Origin of the sequence: Streptomyces sp. NPDC007189 (genome assembly GCF_040703635.1) — a bacterium.
In the GTDB taxonomy this organism is placed as follows: domain Bacteria; phylum Actinomycetota; class Actinomycetes; order Streptomycetales; family Streptomycetaceae; genus Streptomyces.
In genome coordinates, this window is record NZ_JBEYEY010000018.1 from 86,514 (window position 1) to 106,755 (window position 20,242).

A 20,242-nucleotide genomic window follows, 5' to 3' on the forward strand; every position below is an offset into this window, starting at 1 on the left:
CCCGGGCAGAGTAACCCTATCGCCCCAGTGGGGCACGCGTGTATCTCGGCCACAGGATTCACCTTCCCTGCAAGGCGGTTGACCATCCGTCGTTGACTACTCTCCGAATCCGACCGATTTCAGGGTGAGTTGGACAATGGGCTGGCCGGTGGGCTGTGCTGACCCACCGTCAGGCTCGACGGTCACGGCGAGTGACGTCGCGGAGGTGCCGAGACCTTTCGCGACCAAGGGCGTGTCGCCCGCGAAGAGCCCGAGGGAGCGCGGTTGCGCGCGGGGGCGCATGAGCCAGAGCTGGTGGACGCGGCCGGCGGGCGGGGCGCCGTATCCGCTGAGGGTGACGACGGCTTCGCCCTCCGCGGCGGAGGCGATCACTCCGATCCCGCGGCCCCGGGTGTCCTCGCTGGTGGCGGCGCGGGCGTCGGGCGCGGCCAGAACGTGGGCGATCTCACGTGCCCGCGACCGCTCCGCGTCCAGCCGGCCCTGGGCGCGCTGGGCCTGCACGGCGAAGAGCGAGGCGACGACGAGGGCCGCCGCCGCGGTCGCCGTGGCCAGCGGCACGAACAGAGGGCGCGTGCGGGGCGTACGGGTGCGTCCCGGCGGTGGCTGGGCACCCCAGACGTGCGGGGGCAGCTGGGGGGTGCGCTCCGGCACCGGCGTCCGGTCCCGCTCCTGCGGGGTGGTGCGTACGGCGGCCAGCACCCGCTCGCGCAGCGCGGGGGGCGCGTGGGCCGCGGTGGACCAGGCGAGGCGCACGGCGTCCTCGGCCAGTTCCCGCACCTCGGCGGTGCAGCGGTCGCAGCCCCGCAGGTGTTTGACGAACCGGCGCCGCTCGGCCGGTTCCAGGGCGTCGAGGACGTAGGGCGCGGCGAGGGAGTGCGGGCCCTCGCGGCGCAGCAGGTGGCCGAGGACGCTCATACGGCTCCTCCCAGGCACTCGCGGAGCCGGGTGAGCCCGTCGCGCATGCGCGTCTTGACCGTGCCGAGCGGCAGCGAGAGCCGCTCGGCGACCTCACGGTAGGTGTAGCCGTCGTAGTAGGCGAGGGTCACGGACTGGCGTTGCAGGTCCGTCAGGCGGCGCAGGCAGCGGCGCACCCACTCGCGTTCCATGCCGGCCTCGACCTCCTCGGCGACCTGGTCGAAGGCGGGCTCCCCGGCGCGCAGGGCCTCACGCTGCTCGCGTTCGCCGGCCGCGCGGGCGCTGCGCACCCGGTCGACGGCGCGGCGGTGGGCGAGGGTCAGGATCCAGGACAGCGCGCTGCCCCGGCCGGGGTCGTACCGGGCGGCCTGCCGCCAGGTCTCCAGCAGGACCTCCTGGGCGACCTCCTCGGACTGGGCGGGGTCGCGCACCACCCGCCGTACGAGTCCGTACACCGGCCCGGACACCAGGGCGTACAGGTCCTCGAACGCCCGCTGGTCGCCGCCGGCGACGAGCACCAGCAGCTCGTCCGCCCGTTCACCGGCCGCCTCTTTGTGCCCGCAGCCGGCTCTTCCGCGCACTCCACGCATCCGCACGAACGCACACCTCCCGCGGGTGATACGGATCGGCGGCCCGAAAACGCGGGCCGGCGGCGCCCCGAAAGTTTTTCCCCGCCCGGCCAATCCGCACGGCGGGCCGGCTCCGAAGACCTGTCCGGGAAGGCCAGGGCGGCACCGAGCAGACGACCCCGCCCCACCCCGGACCGGCGCGGCCCGTACTTCCCCCTCCCCCACGGCGGGCCGCGCCTCGCACACGACCGACGGACGCGGGAGACGCCATGGACGCGCACAGCCAGGACACCGAGAGGGTCGGCCGGAGCGGCGGCACGGGGCCCGGGTCCGGTCAACGCCCCGACGCTGGGCCGCCGTTGAGCAAGCGCGCGACGGTGAGCGCCCCTGACGGCCAGGTCCCGGACCCGCAGGGTGCCGGCCCAGGCTCTTCCTCCACCGGCCCCGGCAAGGGCGCCCCCGATCCGCGTGTGGCCGCGCTGCGGCGGTTCGCCGCCGCCGGCCGGCGCCGGCGGGGGTGCGACTCGCCGGGCGCGCCGTCCTGTTGACCGCTCCGTACCGCTCGCGCGTCCGCGCCGGCCGTCCGTGTTCCCGGGCGCCGGATTGGTGTTCAAAAGGGCCGCATCCGTGCTCGGCTGAGCTACTTTGAGAAAAACTGCGCGACAGGGATGTGCGCGACGTGTCTGGGGGGAGACCGTGACCGAAGAGCCCGGCCGCGAACGTGTGATCGCGGGCCGCTACCGTCTGCTGTCCCCGCTCGGCGAGGGCGGCATGGGCACGGTGTGGCGCGCCCGGGACGAGGTGCTGCACCGCGAGGTGGCCGTCAAGGAGGTGCGGGCCCCGGCCGGGCTGCCCGCCTCCGACGTGGAGCGGATGTACGCGCGCCTGGAGCGGGAGGCGCGGGCGGCGGCCCGGGTCGCGGGCCGCAACGTGGTCACGGTGTACGACGTGGCCGTGGAGGGCGGCCGGCCGTGGATCGTGATGGAGCTGGTGCGCGGGCTGTCGCTCGCCGACCAGCTGGAGGCGGAGGGTCCGCTCACGCCGCAGCGGGCCGCGCACATCGGTGCCGAGGTGCTGTCCGCGCTGCGCGCCGCGCACGCCGCCGGGGTGCTGCACCGGGACGTGAAACCGGCCAACGTGCTGCTCGCGAACGACGGCCGGGTGGTGCTGACCGACTTCGGGATCGCCTCGGTCGAGGGCAGCTCCGCGCTGACCATGACCGGCGAGGTGATCGGCTCGCCCGAATTCCTCGCTCCGGAGCGGGCGCTCGGGCGGACACCGGGCCCGGAGTCGGACCTGTGGTCGCTGGGGGTGCTGCTGTACGCGGCGGTGGAGGGCGTCTCGCCGTTCCGGTACGACACCCCGCTCAGCACCCTGCGCGCCGTGGTGGACGAGGAGTTGCCGCCGCCGCGCCGGGCCGGCCCGCTGGCCGGCGTCATCGAGGGGCTGCTGCGCAAGGACCCGGCGGAGCGCATCGACGCCGAGCGGGCGGAGCACGACCTGCGGATCGTCGCGGCCGGGGGTGTCCCCTCCCCCGGAGGCGCGCAGGCGGCCACGGCGCCGCTGCCGCCGTACGCCGCGCCGACCGTCGCCGCGCGGCACGGGCAGCCGTACCAGCAAGCGGAGCCGTCCTCCCCCACCCCGCCGCTGCCCCTGTCCGGCACCACGGCGGCCACGTCCTCCGGCGCGCCGGAGCGCGGGCGGCGCACGGTCGCGGTGCTGGTGGCGGGCGTCCTGGTGCTCGTCCTGGCGCTGGCGGGGCTGACGTACGCGCTGCTGAACCAGGACGACGGCGACCAGCAGAGCGCGGGCGGCACCGGCGGGACGAGCGGCGGCGCGCGGACGCCGACCGCGCACGGCGGCACGGACTCGGGTGCGACAACGCCCTCGGCCACGAGCAGCAGCAGGGCGTCGAGCACGCAGCCGGAGCAGTCCGTGCGGGTCACGGTGGCGGGCGCGCACACGGCGTACTTGGGGAGCTGTCCGCCGCCGTCCGCGCAGACGCCCTCGTTCACGGCGACGTTCACGGTCGGGCGGCTGCCGGCGCAGGTGGAGTACCGGTGGGTGACGGCACGGGGATCGGTGTCCGACCCGGGATGGCGCACGCTGTCGTTCCCGGAGGGCGGCGAGAAGACCCGGCAGGTGCGGGTGACGCTGACGGTGTACCGGGGCGGCGCATCGAGCGGGGACCAGGTCGGCGTGAAGGTGCGCGCGCCCGTGCAGACCACGTCGAACATGGTGCCGTTCTCGGTGGACTGCGCGACGGCGTCGCCGACGGAGACCCCGTCGGGCGGGGCCTCCGCCTCGGCCTCCGGCTCGCCGGAGAGTTCACCCTGACGGGCGAGGCCGTTCGGGTCAGGCGTTGTTGGTGAACACCGGCAGATAGCCGCCCGACTGGCCGGCCGCGGTGGGGTGGTACGACTCGCTGATGTCGGTCCAGTTCACGCTGTGCAGCCACGAGTTGCCGGAGCAGATCTCGTGGGTGGAGAAGGCGGAGCGGACGTCGCCGAAGACGAAGCCGTGGGCCTGGACACGCTTCTGGATGGCGGCGTCCATGTGGTCGGCGGCGCCGTTGATCGCGGACCGCTTGGTGTCCGAGAGCCCGAGGCAGGTCTGGCCGAGCAGGTAGAAGCGGGGATAGCTGAGGACGACCACCCGGGCGCCCGGGGCCTTGGCGCTGATCGCGTTGTAGACGGTGTCCAGCTTGCCGGGGAGCGTGTTGTCGACGTACGCCTCGGCGGTGGCGATCCGGGCGAGGCAGTCGCTGTCCGACTGGAGCACACAGGTCGTCATGACGTCGGAGAAGCCCGCGTCGTTGCCGCCGATGCTGATGGACACCAGTGAGGTGGAGGAGTTCAGGGAGCCGAGCTGGTTCGCCATGACGTCGTCCGTCGTGGCGCCCGAGCAGGCGTTGAACGCGAACGAGGACGGGCTGTGCGCGGCGTTCCACAGGTACGGGTAGGCGTTGGTGCTGCGGTCGCAGGAGCCGCTGGAGCTGATGTAGCTGCCCGCGCCGACTCCGGAGGAGTAGGAGTCGCCCAGGGCCACATAGCCGCCGGTCGCGGCCGTCGCGTGACCGGCTCCGGAGAGACCGAGGCCGGCGGCGAGGAGGAGCGAGGTCACGAATCCGGTAAGTCGGGAACGTCTCATGGAACCTCCCTTTAGCAGGATCTCTGCCATAACTGTGGTAGCAACTACGCGTGTTGACGGGAAGTGTCCATGCCAAAACTTTTGGGGTCTCAACAGGACCAACGCGAAACGTTCACCGCGCATCTATTGCGTGTGCATGCCAAATCTGTTGACACGGCGTCAATCGGGCAGTGAGGCATGAATGTTCAAAGACGGACCGGTCCGTCTTGACGCCCTCCCCGGCGCTGGGCCACATTGAAGCCCGGCATCCGGCGCGTCGGGGGGCAAAGTCGCCAATGCAGACCATCCGCATCAAGACATCTTCATTGCCGCTGCTCACGGGGGCCGCGACCGCTGTCGCGGGGTGCGGCGCGCTGCTCGCTCTCATCGATTCCGCATCCTGGCTGCGCGGCCCGTGCACCCTGTTCTTCCTGCTGGCGGCGCCGGCCGTGGCACTCGCCGCGGCGCTGCGCGGGCTGGATCCCTTCGCCCGGGTGCTGAGCGCGCTTGCGGGCTCGGTCGTCGTCGACATGCTGGTGGCCCAGGGCATGCTCGCGGTCCACCGCTGGTCGGTCCGCGGCGGGGTGGTCGCGGTGACCGTGCTGAGCGTGCTGCTTCTGCTCCTGGTCGCGCTCCGGGAACGAATTTCCGGAAAACGCACACATAACCGAGCAACACCGGCCAAAGTTGTGTAACGGCCAAACCAACAAAACCGTGAGTCAGCCCCCAGGGGTTGCCTATACGGTTCAATCGTCAATACCGTCGTACATCTCACCCGCACCGGCACGTCGGCACACGGCACCAGGGGAGGGCTCAGGGGCCGCGGCGTCCACCGGCGCGGGGCGCGGTAGGGGGGTGCCGTGCTCGGTGACCGCACTGGTGACCGAGCCGTGCCGCGCGACCGGCTGCCGTCTTTCTCCGGCGGACCGGTCAGCTTTGCCAGCTCATCGGCGTGCACGGAGATCAGTTCACCGTGCCGACGAGGAGAACCCCCCTTTCGAACCGGACACAGATCCGGGCTGCCCGGGGGTGGGCGGCCCACCGGACGAGAGGGAAAAGACCCATGAGTTCCGTCCTGCGCCCGCCGAGTTCCGGGCACGATCCCTTAATCGCCGCGCACTACCGGCCGATCTCCTCCCACCTGGCGATCACTCCGCCGGTGAGCGTGGTGATTCCCGCCATGAACGAGGCGGAGAACCTGCCCTACGTCTTCAAGACGCTTCCCGACTGGATACACGAAGTCGTCCTGGTGGACGGCAATTCCACGGACGAGACCGTCGACGTGGCCCGTTCCCTGTGGCCGGACGTCAAGGTCGTCGAACAGCAGGGCCGGGGCAAGGGGGATGCCCTGATCACCGGGTTCGAGGCGTGCAGCGGCGACATCATCGTGATGGTCGACGCGGACGGCTCGGCCGACGGCAACGAGATCGTCAGCTACGTCTCCGCGCTGGTCTCCGGCGCCGACTTCGCCAAGGGCTCGCGCTTCGCCAACGGCGGCGGCACCGACGACATGACCTTCATCCGCAAGCTCGGCAACTGGGCGCTCTGCACCGTCGTCAACCGCAAGTTCGGCGCCCGCTACACCGACCTGTGCTACGGCTACAACGCGTTCTGGCGGCACTGCCTGGACAAGATCGACCTCGACTGCACCGGCTTCGAGGTCGAGACGCTGATGAACATCAGAGTGGTCAAGGCCGGCCTGAAGGTCCAGGAGATCCCGAGCCACGAGTACCTGCGCATCCACGGCACCAGCAATCTGCGGGCCGTGCGCGACGGGTTCCGGGTGCTCAAGGTCATCCTCAAGGAGCGCTCCAACCGGCGTGAACTGCGCCGCCAGGAACACCACTCGCCGATGCTCGACACGGTCCGGGGAGAGGTGTCTTGAGAGATCCCGGCATCTGTGTCGTGATCTGCGTGTACACCGAGGACCGCTGGGAGGACGTCCTCGCGGCGGTCTCCTCGGTGCGCGCGCAGTCGTATCCGGCGCTGGAGACGCTCCTGGTCGTGGACCACAACCCGGTGCTGAAGGACCGGCTGGAGCGCGAGTACAAGGAGACCGGGGGCGTCCGGGTGCTGGCCAACGCCGGTCCGCGCGGCCTGTCCGCCGGCCGCAACACCGGCATCGCCGCCTCCCGCGCCGAGGTCATCGCCTTCCTCGACGACGACGCCGTGGCCGAACGGGACTGGCTGCGCCGCTTCGCCGAGGGCTACGCCGATCCGCGCGTCATGGCGGTCGGCGGCCGCACGGTGCCGGTCTGGGCGTCGGGCCGGCGGCCCGCCTGGTTCCCGGAGGAGTTCGACTGGGTCGTGGGCTGCACCTACCGGGGGCTGCCGCCGGGCCGGGTCCGGGTGCGCAACGTGCTCGGCGGGAACGCCTCCTTCCGGCGTACGGCGTTCGAGGCGGCGGGCGGCTTCGCCACCGGCATCGGCCGTGACGACGACCGCCGCCCCCTCGGCTGCGAGGAGACGGAGCTGTGCATCCGCCTCACCCGCGCCCGCCCCGACGCCGTCCTGCTCATCGACGACCGCGCGGTCATCCACCACCGGGTCCCCGAACCCCGCGAGCACTTCGCCTACTTCCGCACCCGCACCTACGCCGAGGGCCTGTCCAAGGCGCTCGTCGCGAAGAGCGTCGGCGCGGACAAGGGCCTGGAGTCCGAACGCCGGTACACCACCCGGGTGCTGCCCGCGGGCGTCGCTCGTGGCCTGCGGGACGCCCTGCTGGCCCGGCCGGGCGGCGCGGGCCGCGCGGGCGCGATCGTCGCCGGGGTGCTGAGCGCCGCCGGCGGCTACGCGATCGGGAGCCTGAGGGCACGGCGGGGCGGTACGACGTTCTCGGTGGCGCCGATCGAGGAGGGGGCTCATGGCTGACACCGCCGTGCCCATCCTCATGTACCACTCCGTCGCCACCGCGCCCAACGACGCCACCCGCGCCCTGTCGGTCGCACCGGAGGCGTTCGCGGAGCAGATGGCGCTCATCGGCGACCTGGGCCTGACCCCGGTCACCACCGCCGGCCTCGCCGCGCGCTGGCGCTCCGGCCGGCCGCTGCCCGCCCGGCCGGTGCTGATCACCTTCGACGACGGCTACGAGGGCGTGCACCGGCACGCGCTGCCCGTCCTCGCCAAGCACGGCTTTCCGGCCACCCTGTTCGTCTCCACCGGCTGGATCAGGGGCGCGTACGGCACCGGGGGCGGTCTGGACACCATGCTGGACTGGCGGCAGGTGCGCGACCTCGCCGCCGCCGGCGTCGAGATCGGCGGGCACAGCCACACCCACCCGCAGCTCGACCAGCTCGACGACGCCGCGCTGCGCACCGAGCTGACCCGCTGCACCGAGATCGTGGCCGACGAACTCGGCGCCCGCCCGGCCTCGTTCGCCTACCCGTACGGCTACTCCGACCGCCGGGTCCGCGAAGCGGTGCGCGCGGGCGGGTACGCCCAGGCGCTCGCCGTCGGCAACGGCCTCGCCCGCCGCCGCCAGGGGCCGTACGCGCTGCGGCGGGTCACGGTCCGCCGCTCCACCGGCGTGGAGGAGTTCGAGCGGCTGCTCCACGGCCGGTCCCTCGCCCGCGCCTTCGCCAGGGACCGTGCCCTCACCAAGGGGTACGCCCTCGTCCGCAGAGCCCGTCAGGTCCGCCGGAAGGCCATCCGTTCCCGTGTCTGACACGACCACCACCACCGAGTCCGCGACGACCGGTGCCGAGGCGCCCGAGAAGTCCGGGCGCCGCCTGCGGCTGCCCGGCACGGGCCGGTCCCCCGGCGGCAGCCCGCTGTTCCGCAACGCCTACGCGCTGATGCTCAACACCGGCATCTCCGCCGTCCTCGGGCTCGGCTTCTGGCTGGCCGCGGCACGCTACTACTCCGAGTCGGCGGTCGGGCAGGGCTCGGCCGCCATCGCCGCGATGAAGTTCCTCGCCGGGCTGACCGCGGTGACCCTCACCGGCGCCCTCGCCCGCTTCATCCCGATCGCCGGGGCCCGCACCGGCACGCTCATCTTCCGTACCTACGCGGGCAGTTCGCTGCTGGTGGCGGTGGCGGCGGGCGTCTTCCTGCTGACCCTGGACAGCTGGGGGCCGTCGTACCGCTTCCTGCACGGGACGGTCAACGGGCTCGGCTTCATCGCGGCCGTCATCGCCTGGAACGTGCTCACCCTGCAGGACGGGGTGCTGACCGGGCTGCGCAGCGCCACCTGGGTGCCGGTCGGCAACACCGTGTTCTCGGCGGTGAAGCTGGCCCTGCTCGTCGCGTTCGCCGTCGCCGTCCCGACCAGCGGCGTCTTCGTCTCCTGGGTGGCCGCGATCGCCACCTCGGTGGTGCCGCTGGGCTGGCTGGTGTTCCGGCGGCTCGTGCCCCGGCACACCAAGGCCACCGAGGGCCACGCCCCGCCGCCGACACTGCGCCAGGTCGGCCGGTTCCTGGCCGGGGACTACACCGGTTCGCTGTTCTCGCTCGCCGTGATCTACCTCGTCCCGGTGATCGTCGCGGCGCAGGTCAGCTCGGCGGAGAACGCCTACTTCTACATCGCCACCACCATCGGCGGCACCACCGACCTCCTCGCCATCAACATGGGCGCGTCCCTGACGGTCGAGGGCTCACACGACCCGGCCCGGCTGGCCGCCTTCACCCGCGCCGCGCTGAAGCGGATGGCCAGGATCATGCTGCCGATCGCCACCCTGTGGATCATCGGCGCGCCCTGGATCCTCGGCGTGTTCGGCTCGGGCTACGCGCACGCGGCGACCCCGCTGCTGCGCTGGTTCGCGGTCGGCTCGGTGCTGCGCGTGGTGATCGAGACGTACTTCGCCGTGCTGCGCGCGCGCAGCCGCACCGCCGGGCTGGCCTGGCTGCAGGGCCTGCTGTGCGTGCTGGTGCTGGGCCTGACGCTGCTGCTCCTGCCCCGGATGGGGCTGACCGGCGCGGGCGTCGCCGAGGCCGGCAGCCTCGCCGTGGTCGCGGCGATCGCCGCGCCGAAGCTGTTCAGGACGGTCCGCGTCGCGGCGGACGCCGTACCGGACACGGTGCCGCCCGACGGCGACCTCGCCGACCTGGGGGCGCCCGAGGTCCCGGCCGGCTCGCCCGCGCGCCGGCACAGCCCGGCCTGGGCGCTGGACTCCGACACCCTCGCCCTCGGCGTCCACGTCGACTTCGACCATGTGGAACGCCGCCCGGACGTCCGCCCGGGCCCCGGCACCCCGCCCGCCGGCACGCCGGTGCCCCCGCTGGGACTGCCCGTGGAGGAGAGAGCACCGCGCGGCGAGGACTCGCCGGGCCCGGAGGCGGCGGAGGTGGACGCGCCGTTCACCGAGGAGGAACTGGAAGCGTCGGTGGGCAGGAACGGCCCCATGGGGACGACCGACCCGCCCGTGCCGGAGCCCGCGCGGACCGCCGCAGCGGACGAGCCCGCGCCCGAGGAGCCGCCGGCCCCGGCCTCCGTGCGGCGACGGCTGCTGCCCACCCGCAGCGGTGTCGTCCTCGGCTGTCTGCTGATCGCCGCGCTGCTGCTGTACTGGGTGCCCGCGCTGCGGCTCGGCGAGGCCGACCTGGACCGGATGGGCGGCCTCGGGCTGGTCTCGGTGCTGCCGCTGCCGACCCTTCTCGGAGCGGCCCTGCTGGTCACCGTGTTCGCCGCGCTGCTCTGGCTGCGCCGGGAACACCGGGCGCTGCTGCTGCTCACGCTGCTCGCGACGGTCGTGTCGCTGCACGCGCTGCCCGCCGTGATCGAGACCGAGCCGCGGTTCCCGACGGCCTGGCAGCACCTGGGGTTCCTCGACTACATCGACCGCACCGGGTCCGCCGTACCCGACCTGGACGCCCGCTGGAGCTGGCCGGGATTCTTCGCGGTGGCCGCGTTCGCCGGCCGGGCCTGCGGGGTCACCGACTTCACCGAGGTCATCCGCTGGTGGCCGACGGCGATCCAACTCGCCTATCTCGCCCCGATGTTCCTGCTCACCCGGTCGCTGAGGGCGAACTGGCGGGCGAAGTGGACCGGCGTCTGGCTGTTCGTGCTGTGCGGCTGGGTCGGCCAGGACTACTTCTCGCCGCAGGGCTTCACCTATCTGCTGTACCTGATGTTCGTGGCGATCCTGCTGGTGTGGTTCCGCCCGCCCCGCGTGATCTGGACGAGGTTCCGGCCGGGCGAGGCCGAGGTGGAACCGGCCGGCCGCCGGCAACGGGCCGTGCTGCTGCTCGTGCTGATCGGCCTGTACGCGGCGAGCGTGCCCGCGCACCAGCTCACCCCGTTCGTCATGCTCGGCGTGCTCGCCGCGCTCGTCCTGCTCGGCCGCTCGGAACTGCGGGGCCTGCCGCTGCTGTTCGCGGTGCTGGTCGCGGTCTGGGTGGGCTTCATGGCCGAGCCGTACTGGTCCGGGCACTTCAACGACCTGTTCGGCGGGGTCGGCGGCGTCGGCAGCAATGTCTCCACCTCCGTCTCCGGCCGGATCCAGGGCGGCGACTCCACCCACAAACTCGTGCTCTACACCCGGGTGCTGCTGGCCGGCTCGGTCATGGCGTTCGCCTGCTGGGGCTGGTGGCGGCGGCGCTTCCACCGCTACCGCGAACGCTCGCTGCTGGTCCTGACCTTCGTGCCGTTCCTGGGCTTCGGCATGCAGTCGTACGGCGGTGAGATGGCGCTGCGCGTCTTCATGTTCGCGGTGCCGGGCGCCGCCCTGCTCGGCGCCCTCGCCCTCTTCCCGCGCACCGGGGCCACGGCCGGGGAGCGCGCGAAGGACCGGGTGAGCCTTGCCCCGCTGGCCGCGCTGCTCGCCGGGCTGCTGCTGATCGGCGGCTTCCTGGTGGCCCGCTGGGGCAACGAGTCGTTCGAGCGCACCCGGCCCGGCGAGGTCGCGGCCATGAACTGGGTGTACGCCCACGACAGGCCGACCGTACGGCTGCTGTGGCTGACCCAGGACACCGTCAACGACGTGACTCCGGCGATGCCGTGGGGCGCGAAGGACATGGAGCGGGTGGACTATGTGCCCACCCTCGCACCCGCCGACCCGGTGCTGGTGTCGGGCCTGGTCAAGGCGCTCAAGGACGCCGGCCCGAACGCGTATCTGATGATCAACCGCAGCCAGGTCACCTATCTGCAGCTCGACGCCGGCTACTCGGCGACCTGGGAGCCCCGGCTGATCGAGAACCTGGACAACCGGCAGGAGCTGACCAAGGCCCTGGTCAACGACGACGTCACCGTGTACGCGCTGCGCAAGCGACCGCCGGGCGCCGTACCGCGGCCGCATCCCGGGCCGATCGGGCCGCGGATCACCTGGACCCCGTGGTCGGTGGTCGGCGCGCTGGCCGCCGTCGTCCTGATCCTGCTGCTGGCCGTGCGGGAGGCCGTACGGGTCGCGGTCCGGCCCGGCGTTCGCCAACTGCGGCTGCTGCAGGGCACGTTCTGGTTCGCGCTGCCGCTGCTGGCGGTGGTGCTGGCCTCGCTGGTGCAGCGGTTTTTGACGATGAAGTGAGGGGGGTGGGGTGGCTCAGCGGTCGAGCCACTTCACCTCGTACGGTCCCATGTCGAACCGCTTGCCGTCGACCTGCGCACTGATCGTCCGGTTCAGGGTGTTGACCACGAGCACCGTCCTCGCGGTGGCCAGGACGCGGACGTTGGGCACGTCGTCCGGCGCGACCCGCACCGTCTCGTACCGGGCGCCGGGCGGGAACGCCTGGGCGAACCGCGACACCAGGCCGAACATGGGCAGAGCGGTGCCTCCGCCCGCGCTGTCGGTGGGCGTCCACAGGCAGCCGGCGCAGCCGGAGCCGGTCTTCTCCTCCGGGTTCCAGTAGAAGCCGGAGCCGGCGCCGCCCTTGACCATGGCGATCATGCCGGCGGCCTGCACGGCCACCCGGTGCGGCTCGGTCCAGCCCTTGCGGTCGTCGTTGCCGTCGGCGGGCTCCACGTAGTACTCGGCCCACCACAGCGGCAGTCCGTGCGTCTGCCGCCGTACCCACGCGCTGACGGCCGTGAGCTTGTCGGTGGCGGCGAACTCGTCGGGCAGCAGGTCGTCGTCGTTGGTGTAGCTGGAACCGTCGACCACGGTGAAGTCGGCGCCCGCCTTGTGCGCGTTCCAGTAGGCGAAGGCGTCGAGCACCCGCCGGTCCATGGCGCCCCAAGGACCCTTCAGCGCGCCGGAGGCGTTCGGGTCGCGCGGGTCGACGCTGTCCATCACCAGATACGGCCCGCCAACCATGATGTCCTTGTCCACTTTCTTCAGCGCCCGGTACACGAGGTTGTACATCGTCGTGTAACCCTCGTAGTCCCAGCGGGACTTCGCGTCGTTCCAGAAGCCCTTGAACTCGTTCCAGACGATGAAGTGCTTCACGTCCGGGTAGCGCCGGGCGACGGTCGCGGCGAGGTCGGCGAAGTCCTGGTAGTGGCCGCGGGTGGGCGCCGTCTCCAGCGCCGCCTGGCTCCAGTTCGTGTGGTCGGTGCCGGGCTTGCCGCCCTTCATCCAGTCCGGTGAGCAGCACAGGGTGATGACCGGGGTGCCGCCGGAGGCGCGGATGAAGTCGACACGGCGGTCCAGCGCGCCGAAGTCGTAGTGCCCCTCGACCGGTTCGGGATTGTCGGCGCCCCAGCCCATGATGGCCTGGTTCTGAGCCAGCCCGTCGTCCTGCCCCAGCAGCTTCTTCACGCGCTCGGTGGCCGCGCCGGCGCCTTCGTCGCCGCTGTACTGGGTGTGTGTGAAGCCCCAGCCGACGTACGGCTCCGGTGTCGCGCCGGGGCTCGCGGGGGTGCCGTGCACCTTGTCGCCGTCGCGGGTGGTGCCGTCCGTGCTGGGCCCGCCGGACAGCGTGCCGAACAGGGTCACCGCCAGGGCCAGTACGGCGGCGCCCACACCGAGCAGGGCGGTGAGCCGCCACCGCCGAGTATCCGAATCCCACCCATGACGTGCCATCAGGGACACAGTAACGGCGGAGGCCTGGCCTCCGGCAGGGATTGCGCCGTTCTTGGGACGGACGAGCGGCTCGATCGCGGGGCGCCGGCCGCCGTGCCCCGTGCCGGCGGGCCAGGAAGTCGGTAGAGGGCTTGTGGCCTGCTCTGTTACGGTCCTGGGGCCGGCCGCGGGACTCCGGTGCGACTTCCGGAACCTGCCTGTAAAGCAATGATTCGCAGCTCGTGCCCCCATTCCCCGGCCGGCATCCACGCCTACGGGGGAAGAATCGGATGGATTCGTACGGGGACCTCATCGCAGCCGACGATGTGCTGCTCTTCGTCAACGCGGCGATCACCTCCACCGGCCAGCGTGAATTCCACAGCGACGCGGACGAGCAGCGGCTCTCCTTGGACTTCCTCCATGCGTACATGCTGGGCAACTACCGTGACCTGTACGCCAGGGTCCTCGCGCTCGACATCAACGACCACAACGCAGCCCTCGTCATCCGACGGCTGCTGGAGACCGCCGGGGAGGCCACGGCCGAGCAGCGTCGCAGCGAGGGCCGGCTGATCGCGTGCCGTCTGGCGACGCTGCCGCCCCCACGTGTGTACGGGCTGTTCGGTGCGCTGCGCCGGGCCGGGGTGAACAACCGTCGCACCCGCGCGATCATGCGCGACTGGCTGGCCGCCCGCCCTGACCTGGCGTTCGATGCCGTGAAGTACCGCAGCGGCCTCAAGCGTGCCCTTCGCCACGCACACCTGGCCCCCACCGCAGAGGAGCTGGGGCCGTTCCTCTTCGCGCCGCTGACCCGCAAGCACTATGCGACCCCCCTCCTGGAGACCTGGCGCCGCGCGCACTACGAGCAGGCCGCCCTGTACGAGCTGCCCTATACGGCCGCCGAGGGCTTCGCCGCCAAGCACGGCATCCCCCGGGACGTCTTCCTCGATCGCATAGCCCCGCGGATGACCCGTCTGGAGACCTTGCGGCTGCAGGAGTCGGCACACAGGAACGGGGCCACAGAGGTACAGGCGGACCTGGCCAGGATGCCGCTGACCCGGTTGGCGGCCTATGTGCTCTCGCTGCCGGTCGAGGACCGCCTGCGCCGGCGTGCCGAGCTGACCCACGCCCTGGAATCGGCCGCCGGCCGGGTGGCCGGAACCCACCGGGGGAGCTGGGGCAGGGTCACCGCCGTCCTGGACGACAGCTTTTCCGCCTTCGGTTCGGTCCACAAGCGCCGCCGGCCGCTGGCCGTGGCCCTGGCCTGCCACTACCTGCTCGCGGCCCTCGCCGGCGACTACACCGGGCTGTGGACGTCCGGGCGGAGTGACGCGCTGCTGACGTATCCGTACGGGCCGACGCCGGTGGGCCGGCGGATCCTCGACGCGCTGGACACCGCACCGTCCAGGCTGGTGATCGTCTCCGACGGGTGGGACAACGCACCTCCCGGCCTGGCCGCCGAGGTGCTGCGCGTCTGGCGGACCCGGCTCGACCCCGAGCGCCGTACCAGCATCGTGCATCTCAACCCCGTCTACGACGCGGCCGACTTCGACGTGCGCCGCCTGTCCCCGGCGGTGCCCACCGCGGGCATCCGGAACGCCGAGGACCTTCCCTCGCTGGTGGAACTCGCCCAGTTCGCGGAAGGCCGGACCGGCCTGGCCGAACTGATCGCCTACATGGACACCCGTGCGGCCCGCATGACGAGCGGCCACGACCGGGAGCGGGCGCGATGACCACACTGGACCTGACCGGCCTGGCCACCCGCCCCTCACAGGTGTGGGGCGCCGTCCGCCTGGTGCCGCTCGTGCGTGCGGCACCTGTCGAGGATCTGCGTCTGCGCCCGCAGCTCTACGGCGACGCGGCCGGCCTGGTCGAGGTCGGCCCGCGCCACGCCTATGTCTCCTACATCCCGCACGGATTCGTCGCCACGTGGACGGGTGACGGCACGCCGGCAGCCGCCTACGGCACCCAGCTCTCCGCCGACGGCGACTCGGCTCCTGCCGCCACCATGGGCCTGCGCTTCCACCGCGGAATGGCCCGCCGCCAGGCCAAGGACCGGCTGCGGTTCCTCCCCATGCACCTGGCGCTGGAAGGCTATCTGGCACTGCACTTCGGCGGCCCCTCGATCGCCTGGGAGGAGTGGTCGCAGCGTGCCGTCCGCCACGGGCTCTCGCCGCGCGCCGAGGAAGCCTACGCGGGCGCCGACATACGCGGACTCGCCGACGCGCTGCGCATCTTCGAGATCCACCCCGGCCAGTGCGGCGTGATGGTCTACGTCGCCGACGCCCTCGCGGCCGCGTTCGCGGTCCCGCATCCCGACGACTACCGCGCACTCCACCCCACACTGGTGCAGGACCTGTACGGCGAACTGATCCACCACTACGCCACACTGATGCCGCCGGTGCAGGACTTCCGGGCCCGCATCCCCGACGCGCGCATCCGCTCCCTGGCCCATCTGCGCACGGCAGTTGCCGAACAGGAGCGCAGCTGGGCGCGTTTTCACGACACGACCATGCCGACGGGCCTGCTGGAGCACGCGTACACCTGGCAGACGGTCCACCGGATGGGACGCTTCACGCTCTCCCGCTTCCTGCCGGAGTTCCGCCCCAAGCAGGAGAACCACATCGGTGAGGCCATCACCGACGGCAGCGGCAGGATCGCCTACCTCAAGACCTTCCGTCTGTCGGAGAACCAGGTCCGCCGCGGTCACCTTCTCAGCAGGCTCGCCGCGCACGACTGGCACCTGGCGGACACCGCCGCCGGTCTCGGCATCACCGAGGCCCAGCTGGGGCTGCGGCTGGAGTCCGCCGGCTTCGGATTCCTGCTCCGCCAGGACGTCCTGGACGGATACCGCAGGAGGCAAGGAGGAACCCGGGCCGGATGAGGGCGGCGCGATCAGCTGTCCCTGCGGCCGGCCACGGACGGCCCACGGCCGGCGAACCACTCTTCGCCCCCGAGCCGAAATACCGTGCGCGGAGCGCACCTGTGCCGGATCATGGCCGCATGTCTGCGAACCCACACGACGCTCTGCCGATCCGGCTCAACGTCGACGACTCCGACTCGCCCTCCGACGTCGTCGACGCGCTGTTCCTCGGCCGCTTCGCGACGGGCGAGCAGCCGTACTCGCACGCGGTGAACATCGACCGCGTCCGCTCCGGCGCGACCCTGCTGCCCGACGGCGCCCGGGTGCTCAGGATCGCCCGCGACGACGACCGCAGCGCCACCCTGGCCGAGGGCGAGGGCTGGACCCTGCTGGTGTCCCGCTGGAGCCGCGGCGCGGACGTCACGGTGACCGCGACCAGCGCGGAACTGGCCGAGAAGGTCCTCGACCAGGCCACGGACGGCGCCGCCGACGAGCCCGAGCCCCAGCCCGAGAACGTGACGATGGGCTTCTGGTACGTCTCCCCGCGGCGCGGCCCGCACCGCACCACCCGGCAGATCTCCGCGGGCACCTGGGACGAGGTCCGGTCCAACTACACCGCGCCGGTGGCGCAGGCGATGGACCGGCTGATGCGGACGACCCCCGAGGACATCGCGGGCCGTCTGCTCCTGCTGCACGGGCCGCCCGGCACCGGCAAGACCTCCGCGCTGCGCACGCTGGCCCGCTCCTGGCGCGACTGGTGCCAGGTCGACTGCGTCCTGGACCCGGAGCGGCTGTTCAGCGACGTCGGCTATCTGATGGACATCGCCATCGGCGAGGAGGACGGCGCGGGCAAGGGCCGCTGGCGGCTGCTGCTGCTGGAGGACTGCGACGAACTGATCCGCGGCGAGGCCAAGCACACCGCGGGCCAGGCCCTGTCCCGGCTGCTGAACCTCACCGACGGCCTGCTCGGCCAGGGCCGCAACGTCCTGGTCGGCGTCACCACCAACGAGGACCTGGAGCGGCTGCACCCCGCCGTGGTCCGCCCGGGCCGCTGCCTGGCCCGTATCGAGGTGGGCCCGCTGACCCGGCGCGAGGCGGTGGAGTGGCTCGGCACCGAGGAGGGCGTCGGGCGGGACGGGGCGACGCTGGCCGAACTGTACGCGCTGCGCCGGGGCACGGCGCCGACCTCGGTGCCGGGGGCGCGCGACGGCGCGGACGCGGGCCTGTACCTGTAGTGCTTTGATGGTGCTGTGACCTTGCTCGTCGGCACCTCCGGGTGGCAGTACAAGGACTGGCGGGACCTCGTCTATCCGGCCGGGGTCCCGGCGCGGCTGTGGCTGGAGGAGTACACGCGCCTCTTCGCGACGGTGGAGATCAACAACGCGTTCTACCGGCTGCCGTCCCGCGAGACCTTCGCGGCGTGGCGGGAGCGGGTGCCGGAGGACTTCGTGGTCGCGGTCAAGGCCAGCCGCTTCCTCACCCACATCAAGCGCCTGAAGGAGCCGGAGGAGCCGGTCCACCGCCTGATGACCCACGCGGCGGGCCTCGGCGACCGCCTGGGCCCCGTCCTGCTCCAGCTCCCGCCGACCCTGCGCGCGGACCCGGCCCTGCTGGACGCCTGCCTGGCCTGCTTCCCGTCCGGTACGAGGGTCGCGGTCGAGCCGCGGCACGACTCCTGGTGGACACCCGAGGTCCGCGCGGTCCTGTCGGCCAGGGGCGCGGCCCTGTGCTGGGCGGACGTCCTGGCCCGCCCGGTCACCCCGCTGTGGCGCACCGCCGGCTGGGGTTACGTCCGCTTCCACCAGGGCCGCGCCCAGCCCTGGCCCCGCTACGGCAAACGGTCCCTGGAGACATGGGTCGACCGCATCGCGACGACCTGGGAGCAGGGAGAGGACGTCTACGCCTACTTCAACAACGACCCGGGCGGCGCGGCGGTACGGGACGCGGTGACGTTCGGCAGAGCGGCGGAACGGGCGGGGTTGACGGTGACCAGAACCCCGGAGCCGATGTCACGCCGGTGACCGCTCCCCCGGCAAAAACCTATCCCCCGTAAGCCGCCCGCAGGGCGTCCCGCACGGCGGCCAGCGCCTCCGACTCCCCCAGCCCCAGCCGCCGCACCCGCTCCACGTACGCCTGAGCAGCCAGGGACGCCTCGCGTTCCGCGGCCGAGCCGGCGGCAGCCACGAACGTTCCGTTGCGCCCCCGTGTCTCGATCACCCCGTCGCCCTCCAGGGCCCGGTACGCCTTGGCCACCGTGTTCACCGCGAGGCCCAGGGACTCGGCCAGCCCCCGCACGGTCGGCAGCCGGTACCCCACCGGCAGTGCCCCGGACCGCGCCTGCTCGGAAATCTGCGCCCGCACCTGCTCGTACGGGGGCGCGCTGTCATCGATGCGGATCTTCAGGCTCACGGGCCGATTGTCCCGTACCCGGCGGAAAATGAGAGGCATCCCCGGCACGCAGCCCCGTACGGTGCCTCACCATGACAGTGATCGTGCGCGACCTCCGCTCCGACGCCCCGGCCGACACCGAGGGCTTCGCCCGGGTCCGCCGTCTCGCTCTGCCCTACATCCTGTTCACCTCGGACTCGGTCCGCCACAACGCCCTGCACATGCCGCCCGAGGCCCGCTACCGTCCGCTGGTCGCGGAGGAGGACGGCGAGGTGATCGGCGCGGCGCAGGTGCACCTGGCCCACGACAGCAGCGAGCCGGGCCAGGGCCTTTTGAGCATCTACGTCCGGCCGGACCGGACGGGCCGCGGGGCCGGCGGGCTGCTGCTGCGGGCGGCCGAGGAGCACCTCGCCGCTCAGGGGGCGACCAGGCTGCTCGGCTGGGTCCTCGACGAGCCGGCCAACCGCGCCTTCGCGCAGCGGCACGGCTATCAGGCCAGCCGGCCCGCCCACTTCCTCCGCCTCGATCTGGCGGGCGCCGCCCTGCCTCCGCTGCCACCGACGCCACCGGGCGTCGAGCTGCGCACGGCCGCGGACTTCGCGGACGACCCGCGCCCGCTGTTCGCGCTGGACGCGGAGACGATGCAGGACGAACCGAGCGACGTGGACGTCGCGTACACGGACTACGACGCCTGGATCGAGCAGTACTGGAAACATCCGCTGCTCAACCGCGAGCTGACGGTGGCCGCCTGTGTCGACGGCCGTCCGGTCGCGTTCAGCGTGGCCTACACCGACGGCGCCACCGGCTACTCCACCGCCATGACCGGCACCGCCCGCGCCCACCGCGGGCGCGGCCTGGCCAAGCTCGCCAAGACCCACTCGCTGTACCGGGCCCGCGCCGCCGGTCTCACCGAGGCCTTCACCGGCAACGACGCGGGCAACGAGCCCATGATCGCGATCAACAAGTGGCTCGGATACGAGATCTGCGCGACGGAGGTGCGCTATGTCCGCGAACTCGCCTGAACCGGCGGAGCAGTTGGAGGTCGTCCTGGTCAAGGCGGGCCGGACGAAGATCCGTTACCCGGCCGAGCTGCTCCAGGACGACGGCATCCGCATCGCCGTACGCGCCCCGTGGGCGGGCTCCGGCGTCCGCGACTTCGGCTTCGTCCGCTTCGAGCCGGGCGACCTGTTCACCGAGTACTACTGGCGGAACCGGTGGTACTCGGTGAAGGAGGTGCGCGCCGTCGACGGCGCCGTGAAGGGCTGGTACTGCGACATCACCCGTCCGGCGGTCCGCACCGGCGGTGAGCTGGTCGTGGAGGACCTCGACCTGGACCTGTGGCGCTCCGCCGACGGCACGGACGTACGGCGTCTGGACGAGGACGAGTTCGCCGAGAGCGGTCTGGCGCGGACGGATCCCGAGGCCGCATCCGCCGCCGTAGCCGCCCTGGAGGAGTTGGAGTCCCTGGCCCGCACCGTCGGCTTCGACCACCTGCTCGCCTGACCCGGGAC

Annotated in this window: 17 protein-coding genes; 12 read left to right on the forward strand and 5 right to left on the reverse strand. The window is 72.4% G+C overall.

Features of this window, described 5'->3' with window-relative positions:
• Positions 1-96 precede the first annotated feature (96 nt).
• Both AB0950_RS31560 and AB0950_RS31565 read right to left on the reverse strand, forming a co-directional pair.
• A complete protein-coding gene (locus AB0950_RS31560) occupies positions 97-915 on the reverse strand; it encodes an anti-sigma factor (protein ID WP_360158996.1) in 819 nt (272 codons plus the stop codon).
• Entirely contained in the window at positions 912-1,505 is a 594-nt protein-coding gene (locus tag AB0950_RS31565) for a sigma-70 family RNA polymerase sigma factor (protein WP_360159240.1), read from the reverse strand. Before AB0950_RS31565 ends, AB0950_RS31560 begins: the two co-directional genes overlap by 4 nt.
• Positions 1,506-2,180: 675 nt before the next feature.
• On the opposite strand from AB0950_RS31565, the gene AB0950_RS31570 reads away from it, so the two are divergent.
• Positions 2,181-3,821: a serine/threonine-protein kinase gene (locus AB0950_RS31570; protein WP_366779935.1), complete on the forward strand. Its 1,641-nt coding sequence runs from the start codon at positions 2,181-2,183 to the stop codon at positions 3,819-3,821.
• A gap of 18 nt (positions 3,822-3,839) precedes the next feature.
• Here the strand turns inward: AB0950_RS31570 and AB0950_RS31575 are convergent, their stop codons facing one another.
• Positions 3,840-4,634, reverse strand: coding sequence for an SGNH/GDSL hydrolase family protein (locus AB0950_RS31575; RefSeq protein WP_360158990.1), 795 nt, complete (start codon positions 4,632-4,634; stop codon positions 3,840-3,842).
• 275 nt (positions 4,635-4,909) lie between these two features.
• On the opposite strand from AB0950_RS31575, the gene AB0950_RS31580 reads away from it, so the two are divergent.
• From AB0950_RS31580 to AB0950_RS31600, 5 genes are all read left to right on the forward strand, one after another.
• Complete coding sequence (locus AB0950_RS31580; RefSeq protein WP_360158988.1) at positions 4,910-5,308, forward strand: hypothetical protein; 399 nt, start codon at positions 4,910-4,912, stop codon at positions 5,306-5,308.
• A gap of 368 nt (positions 5,309-5,676) precedes the next feature.
• Complete coding sequence (locus tag AB0950_RS31585; RefSeq protein WP_360158985.1) at positions 5,677-6,498, forward strand: glycosyltransferase family 2 protein; 822 nt, start codon at positions 5,677-5,679, stop codon at positions 6,496-6,498.
• Positions 6,495-7,484 carry a glycosyltransferase family 2 protein gene (locus tag AB0950_RS31590; RefSeq protein ID WP_366779936.1) on the forward strand — a complete coding sequence of 330 codons (990 nt, stop codon included), beginning with the start codon at positions 6,495-6,497 and terminating at the stop codon, positions 7,482-7,484. Before AB0950_RS31585 ends, AB0950_RS31590 begins: the two co-directional genes overlap by 4 nt.
• Positions 7,477-8,277 (forward strand): polysaccharide deacetylase family protein, encoded by an 801-nt coding sequence (locus AB0950_RS31595; protein ID WP_366779937.1) that lies wholly within the window; start codon positions 7,477-7,479, stop codon positions 8,275-8,277. Before AB0950_RS31590 ends, AB0950_RS31595 begins: the two co-directional genes overlap by 8 nt.
• The gene (locus AB0950_RS31600; RefSeq protein WP_366779938.1) at positions 8,270-12,070 is read left to right on the forward strand and encodes a lipopolysaccharide biosynthesis protein; all 3,801 of its coding nucleotides are present in this window, start codon (positions 8,270-8,272) and stop codon (positions 12,068-12,070) included. Before AB0950_RS31595 ends, AB0950_RS31600 begins: the two co-directional genes overlap by 8 nt.
• Before the next feature lie 15 nt (positions 12,071-12,085).
• Here AB0950_RS31600 and AB0950_RS31605 read toward each other — a convergent pair whose 3' ends face one another.
• Entirely contained in the window at positions 12,086-13,504 is a 1,419-nt protein-coding gene (locus AB0950_RS31605; protein ID WP_366779939.1) for a xylan 1,4-beta-xylosidase, read from the reverse strand.
• A gap of 269 nt (positions 13,505-13,773) precedes the next feature.
• Between AB0950_RS31605 and AB0950_RS31610 the strand changes: the two genes are divergently transcribed.
• The 4 genes from AB0950_RS31610 (at position 13,774) to AB0950_RS31625 (ending at position 18,364) form a co-directional block, all read left to right on the forward strand.
• On the forward strand, positions 13,774-15,213 hold the full coding sequence (locus AB0950_RS31610) for a hypothetical protein (protein ID WP_366779940.1): 1,440 nt from the start codon (positions 13,774-13,776) through the stop codon (positions 15,211-15,213).
• A complete protein-coding gene (locus AB0950_RS31615; protein ID WP_366779941.1) occupies positions 15,210-16,364 on the forward strand; it encodes a hypothetical protein in 1,155 nt (384 codons plus the stop codon). Before AB0950_RS31610 ends, AB0950_RS31615 begins: the two co-directional genes overlap by 4 nt.
• 119 nt (positions 16,365-16,483) lie before the next feature.
• The gene (locus AB0950_RS31620) at positions 16,484-17,578 is read left to right on the forward strand and encodes a DUF5925 domain-containing protein (protein WP_366779942.1); all 1,095 of its coding nucleotides are present in this window, start codon (positions 16,484-16,486) and stop codon (positions 17,576-17,578) included.
• 15 nt (positions 17,579-17,593) lie between these two features.
• The gene (locus AB0950_RS31625) at positions 17,594-18,364 is read left to right on the forward strand and encodes a DUF72 domain-containing protein (protein ID WP_360575474.1); all 771 of its coding nucleotides are present in this window, start codon (positions 17,594-17,596) and stop codon (positions 18,362-18,364) included.
• Between the two features lie 19 nt (positions 18,365-18,383).
• Here AB0950_RS31625 and AB0950_RS31630 read toward each other — a convergent pair whose 3' ends face one another.
• Positions 18,384-18,752: a GntR family transcriptional regulator gene (locus tag AB0950_RS31630; RefSeq protein WP_360158957.1), complete on the reverse strand. Its 369-nt coding sequence runs from the start codon at positions 18,750-18,752 to the stop codon at positions 18,384-18,386.
• Between the two features lie 71 nt (positions 18,753-18,823).
• Between AB0950_RS31630 and AB0950_RS31635 the strand changes: the two genes are divergently transcribed.
• Complete coding sequence (locus tag AB0950_RS31635; RefSeq protein ID WP_366779943.1) at positions 18,824-19,753, forward strand: GNAT family N-acetyltransferase; 930 nt, start codon at positions 18,824-18,826, stop codon at positions 19,751-19,753.
• Complete coding sequence (locus AB0950_RS31640; RefSeq protein WP_366779944.1) at positions 19,734-20,234, forward strand: DUF402 domain-containing protein; 501 nt, start codon at positions 19,734-19,736, stop codon at positions 20,232-20,234. The genes AB0950_RS31635 and AB0950_RS31640 overlap by 20 nt, the downstream gene beginning before the upstream one ends.
• Positions 20,235-20,242: the final 8 nt, after the last annotated feature.

Coding starts and splice junctions, on each gene's coding strand:
- AB0950_RS31560 (WP_360158996.1), bottom strand. CDS start 915: ATGAGCGTCCTCGGCCACCTGCTGCGCCGCGAGGGCCCGCACTCCCTC.
- AB0950_RS31565 (WP_360159240.1), bottom strand. CDS start 1,505: ATGCGTGGAGTGCGCGGAAGAGCCGGCTGCGGGCACAAAGAGGCGGCC.
- AB0950_RS31575 (WP_360158990.1), bottom strand. CDS start 4,634: ATGAGACGTTCCCGACTTACCGGATTCGTGACCTCGCTCCTCCTCGCC.
- AB0950_RS31580 (WP_360158988.1), top strand. CDS start 4,910: ATGCAGACCATCCGCATCAAGACATCTTCATTGCCGCTGCTCACGGGG.
- AB0950_RS31585 (WP_360158985.1), top strand. CDS start 5,677: ATGAGTTCCGTCCTGCGCCCGCCGAGTTCCGGGCACGATCCCTTAATC.
- AB0950_RS31595 (WP_366779937.1), top strand. CDS start 7,477: ATGGCTGACACCGCCGTGCCCATCCTCATGTACCACTCCGTCGCCACC.
- AB0950_RS31605 (WP_366779939.1), bottom strand. CDS start 13,504: ATGGCACGTCATGGGTGGGATTCGGATACTCGGCGGTGGCGGCTCACC.
- AB0950_RS31610 (WP_366779940.1), top strand. CDS start 13,774: ATGGATTCGTACGGGGACCTCATCGCAGCCGACGATGTGCTGCTCTTC.
- AB0950_RS31615 (WP_366779941.1), top strand. CDS start 15,210: ATGACCACACTGGACCTGACCGGCCTGGCCACCCGCCCCTCACAGGTG.
- AB0950_RS31620 (WP_366779942.1), top strand. CDS start 16,484: ATGTCTGCGAACCCACACGACGCTCTGCCGATCCGGCTCAACGTCGAC.
- AB0950_RS31635 (WP_366779943.1), top strand. CDS start 18,824: ATGACAGTGATCGTGCGCGACCTCCGCTCCGACGCCCCGGCCGACACC.
- AB0950_RS31640 (WP_366779944.1), top strand. CDS start 19,734: ATGTCCGCGAACTCGCCTGAACCGGCGGAGCAGTTGGAGGTCGTCCTG.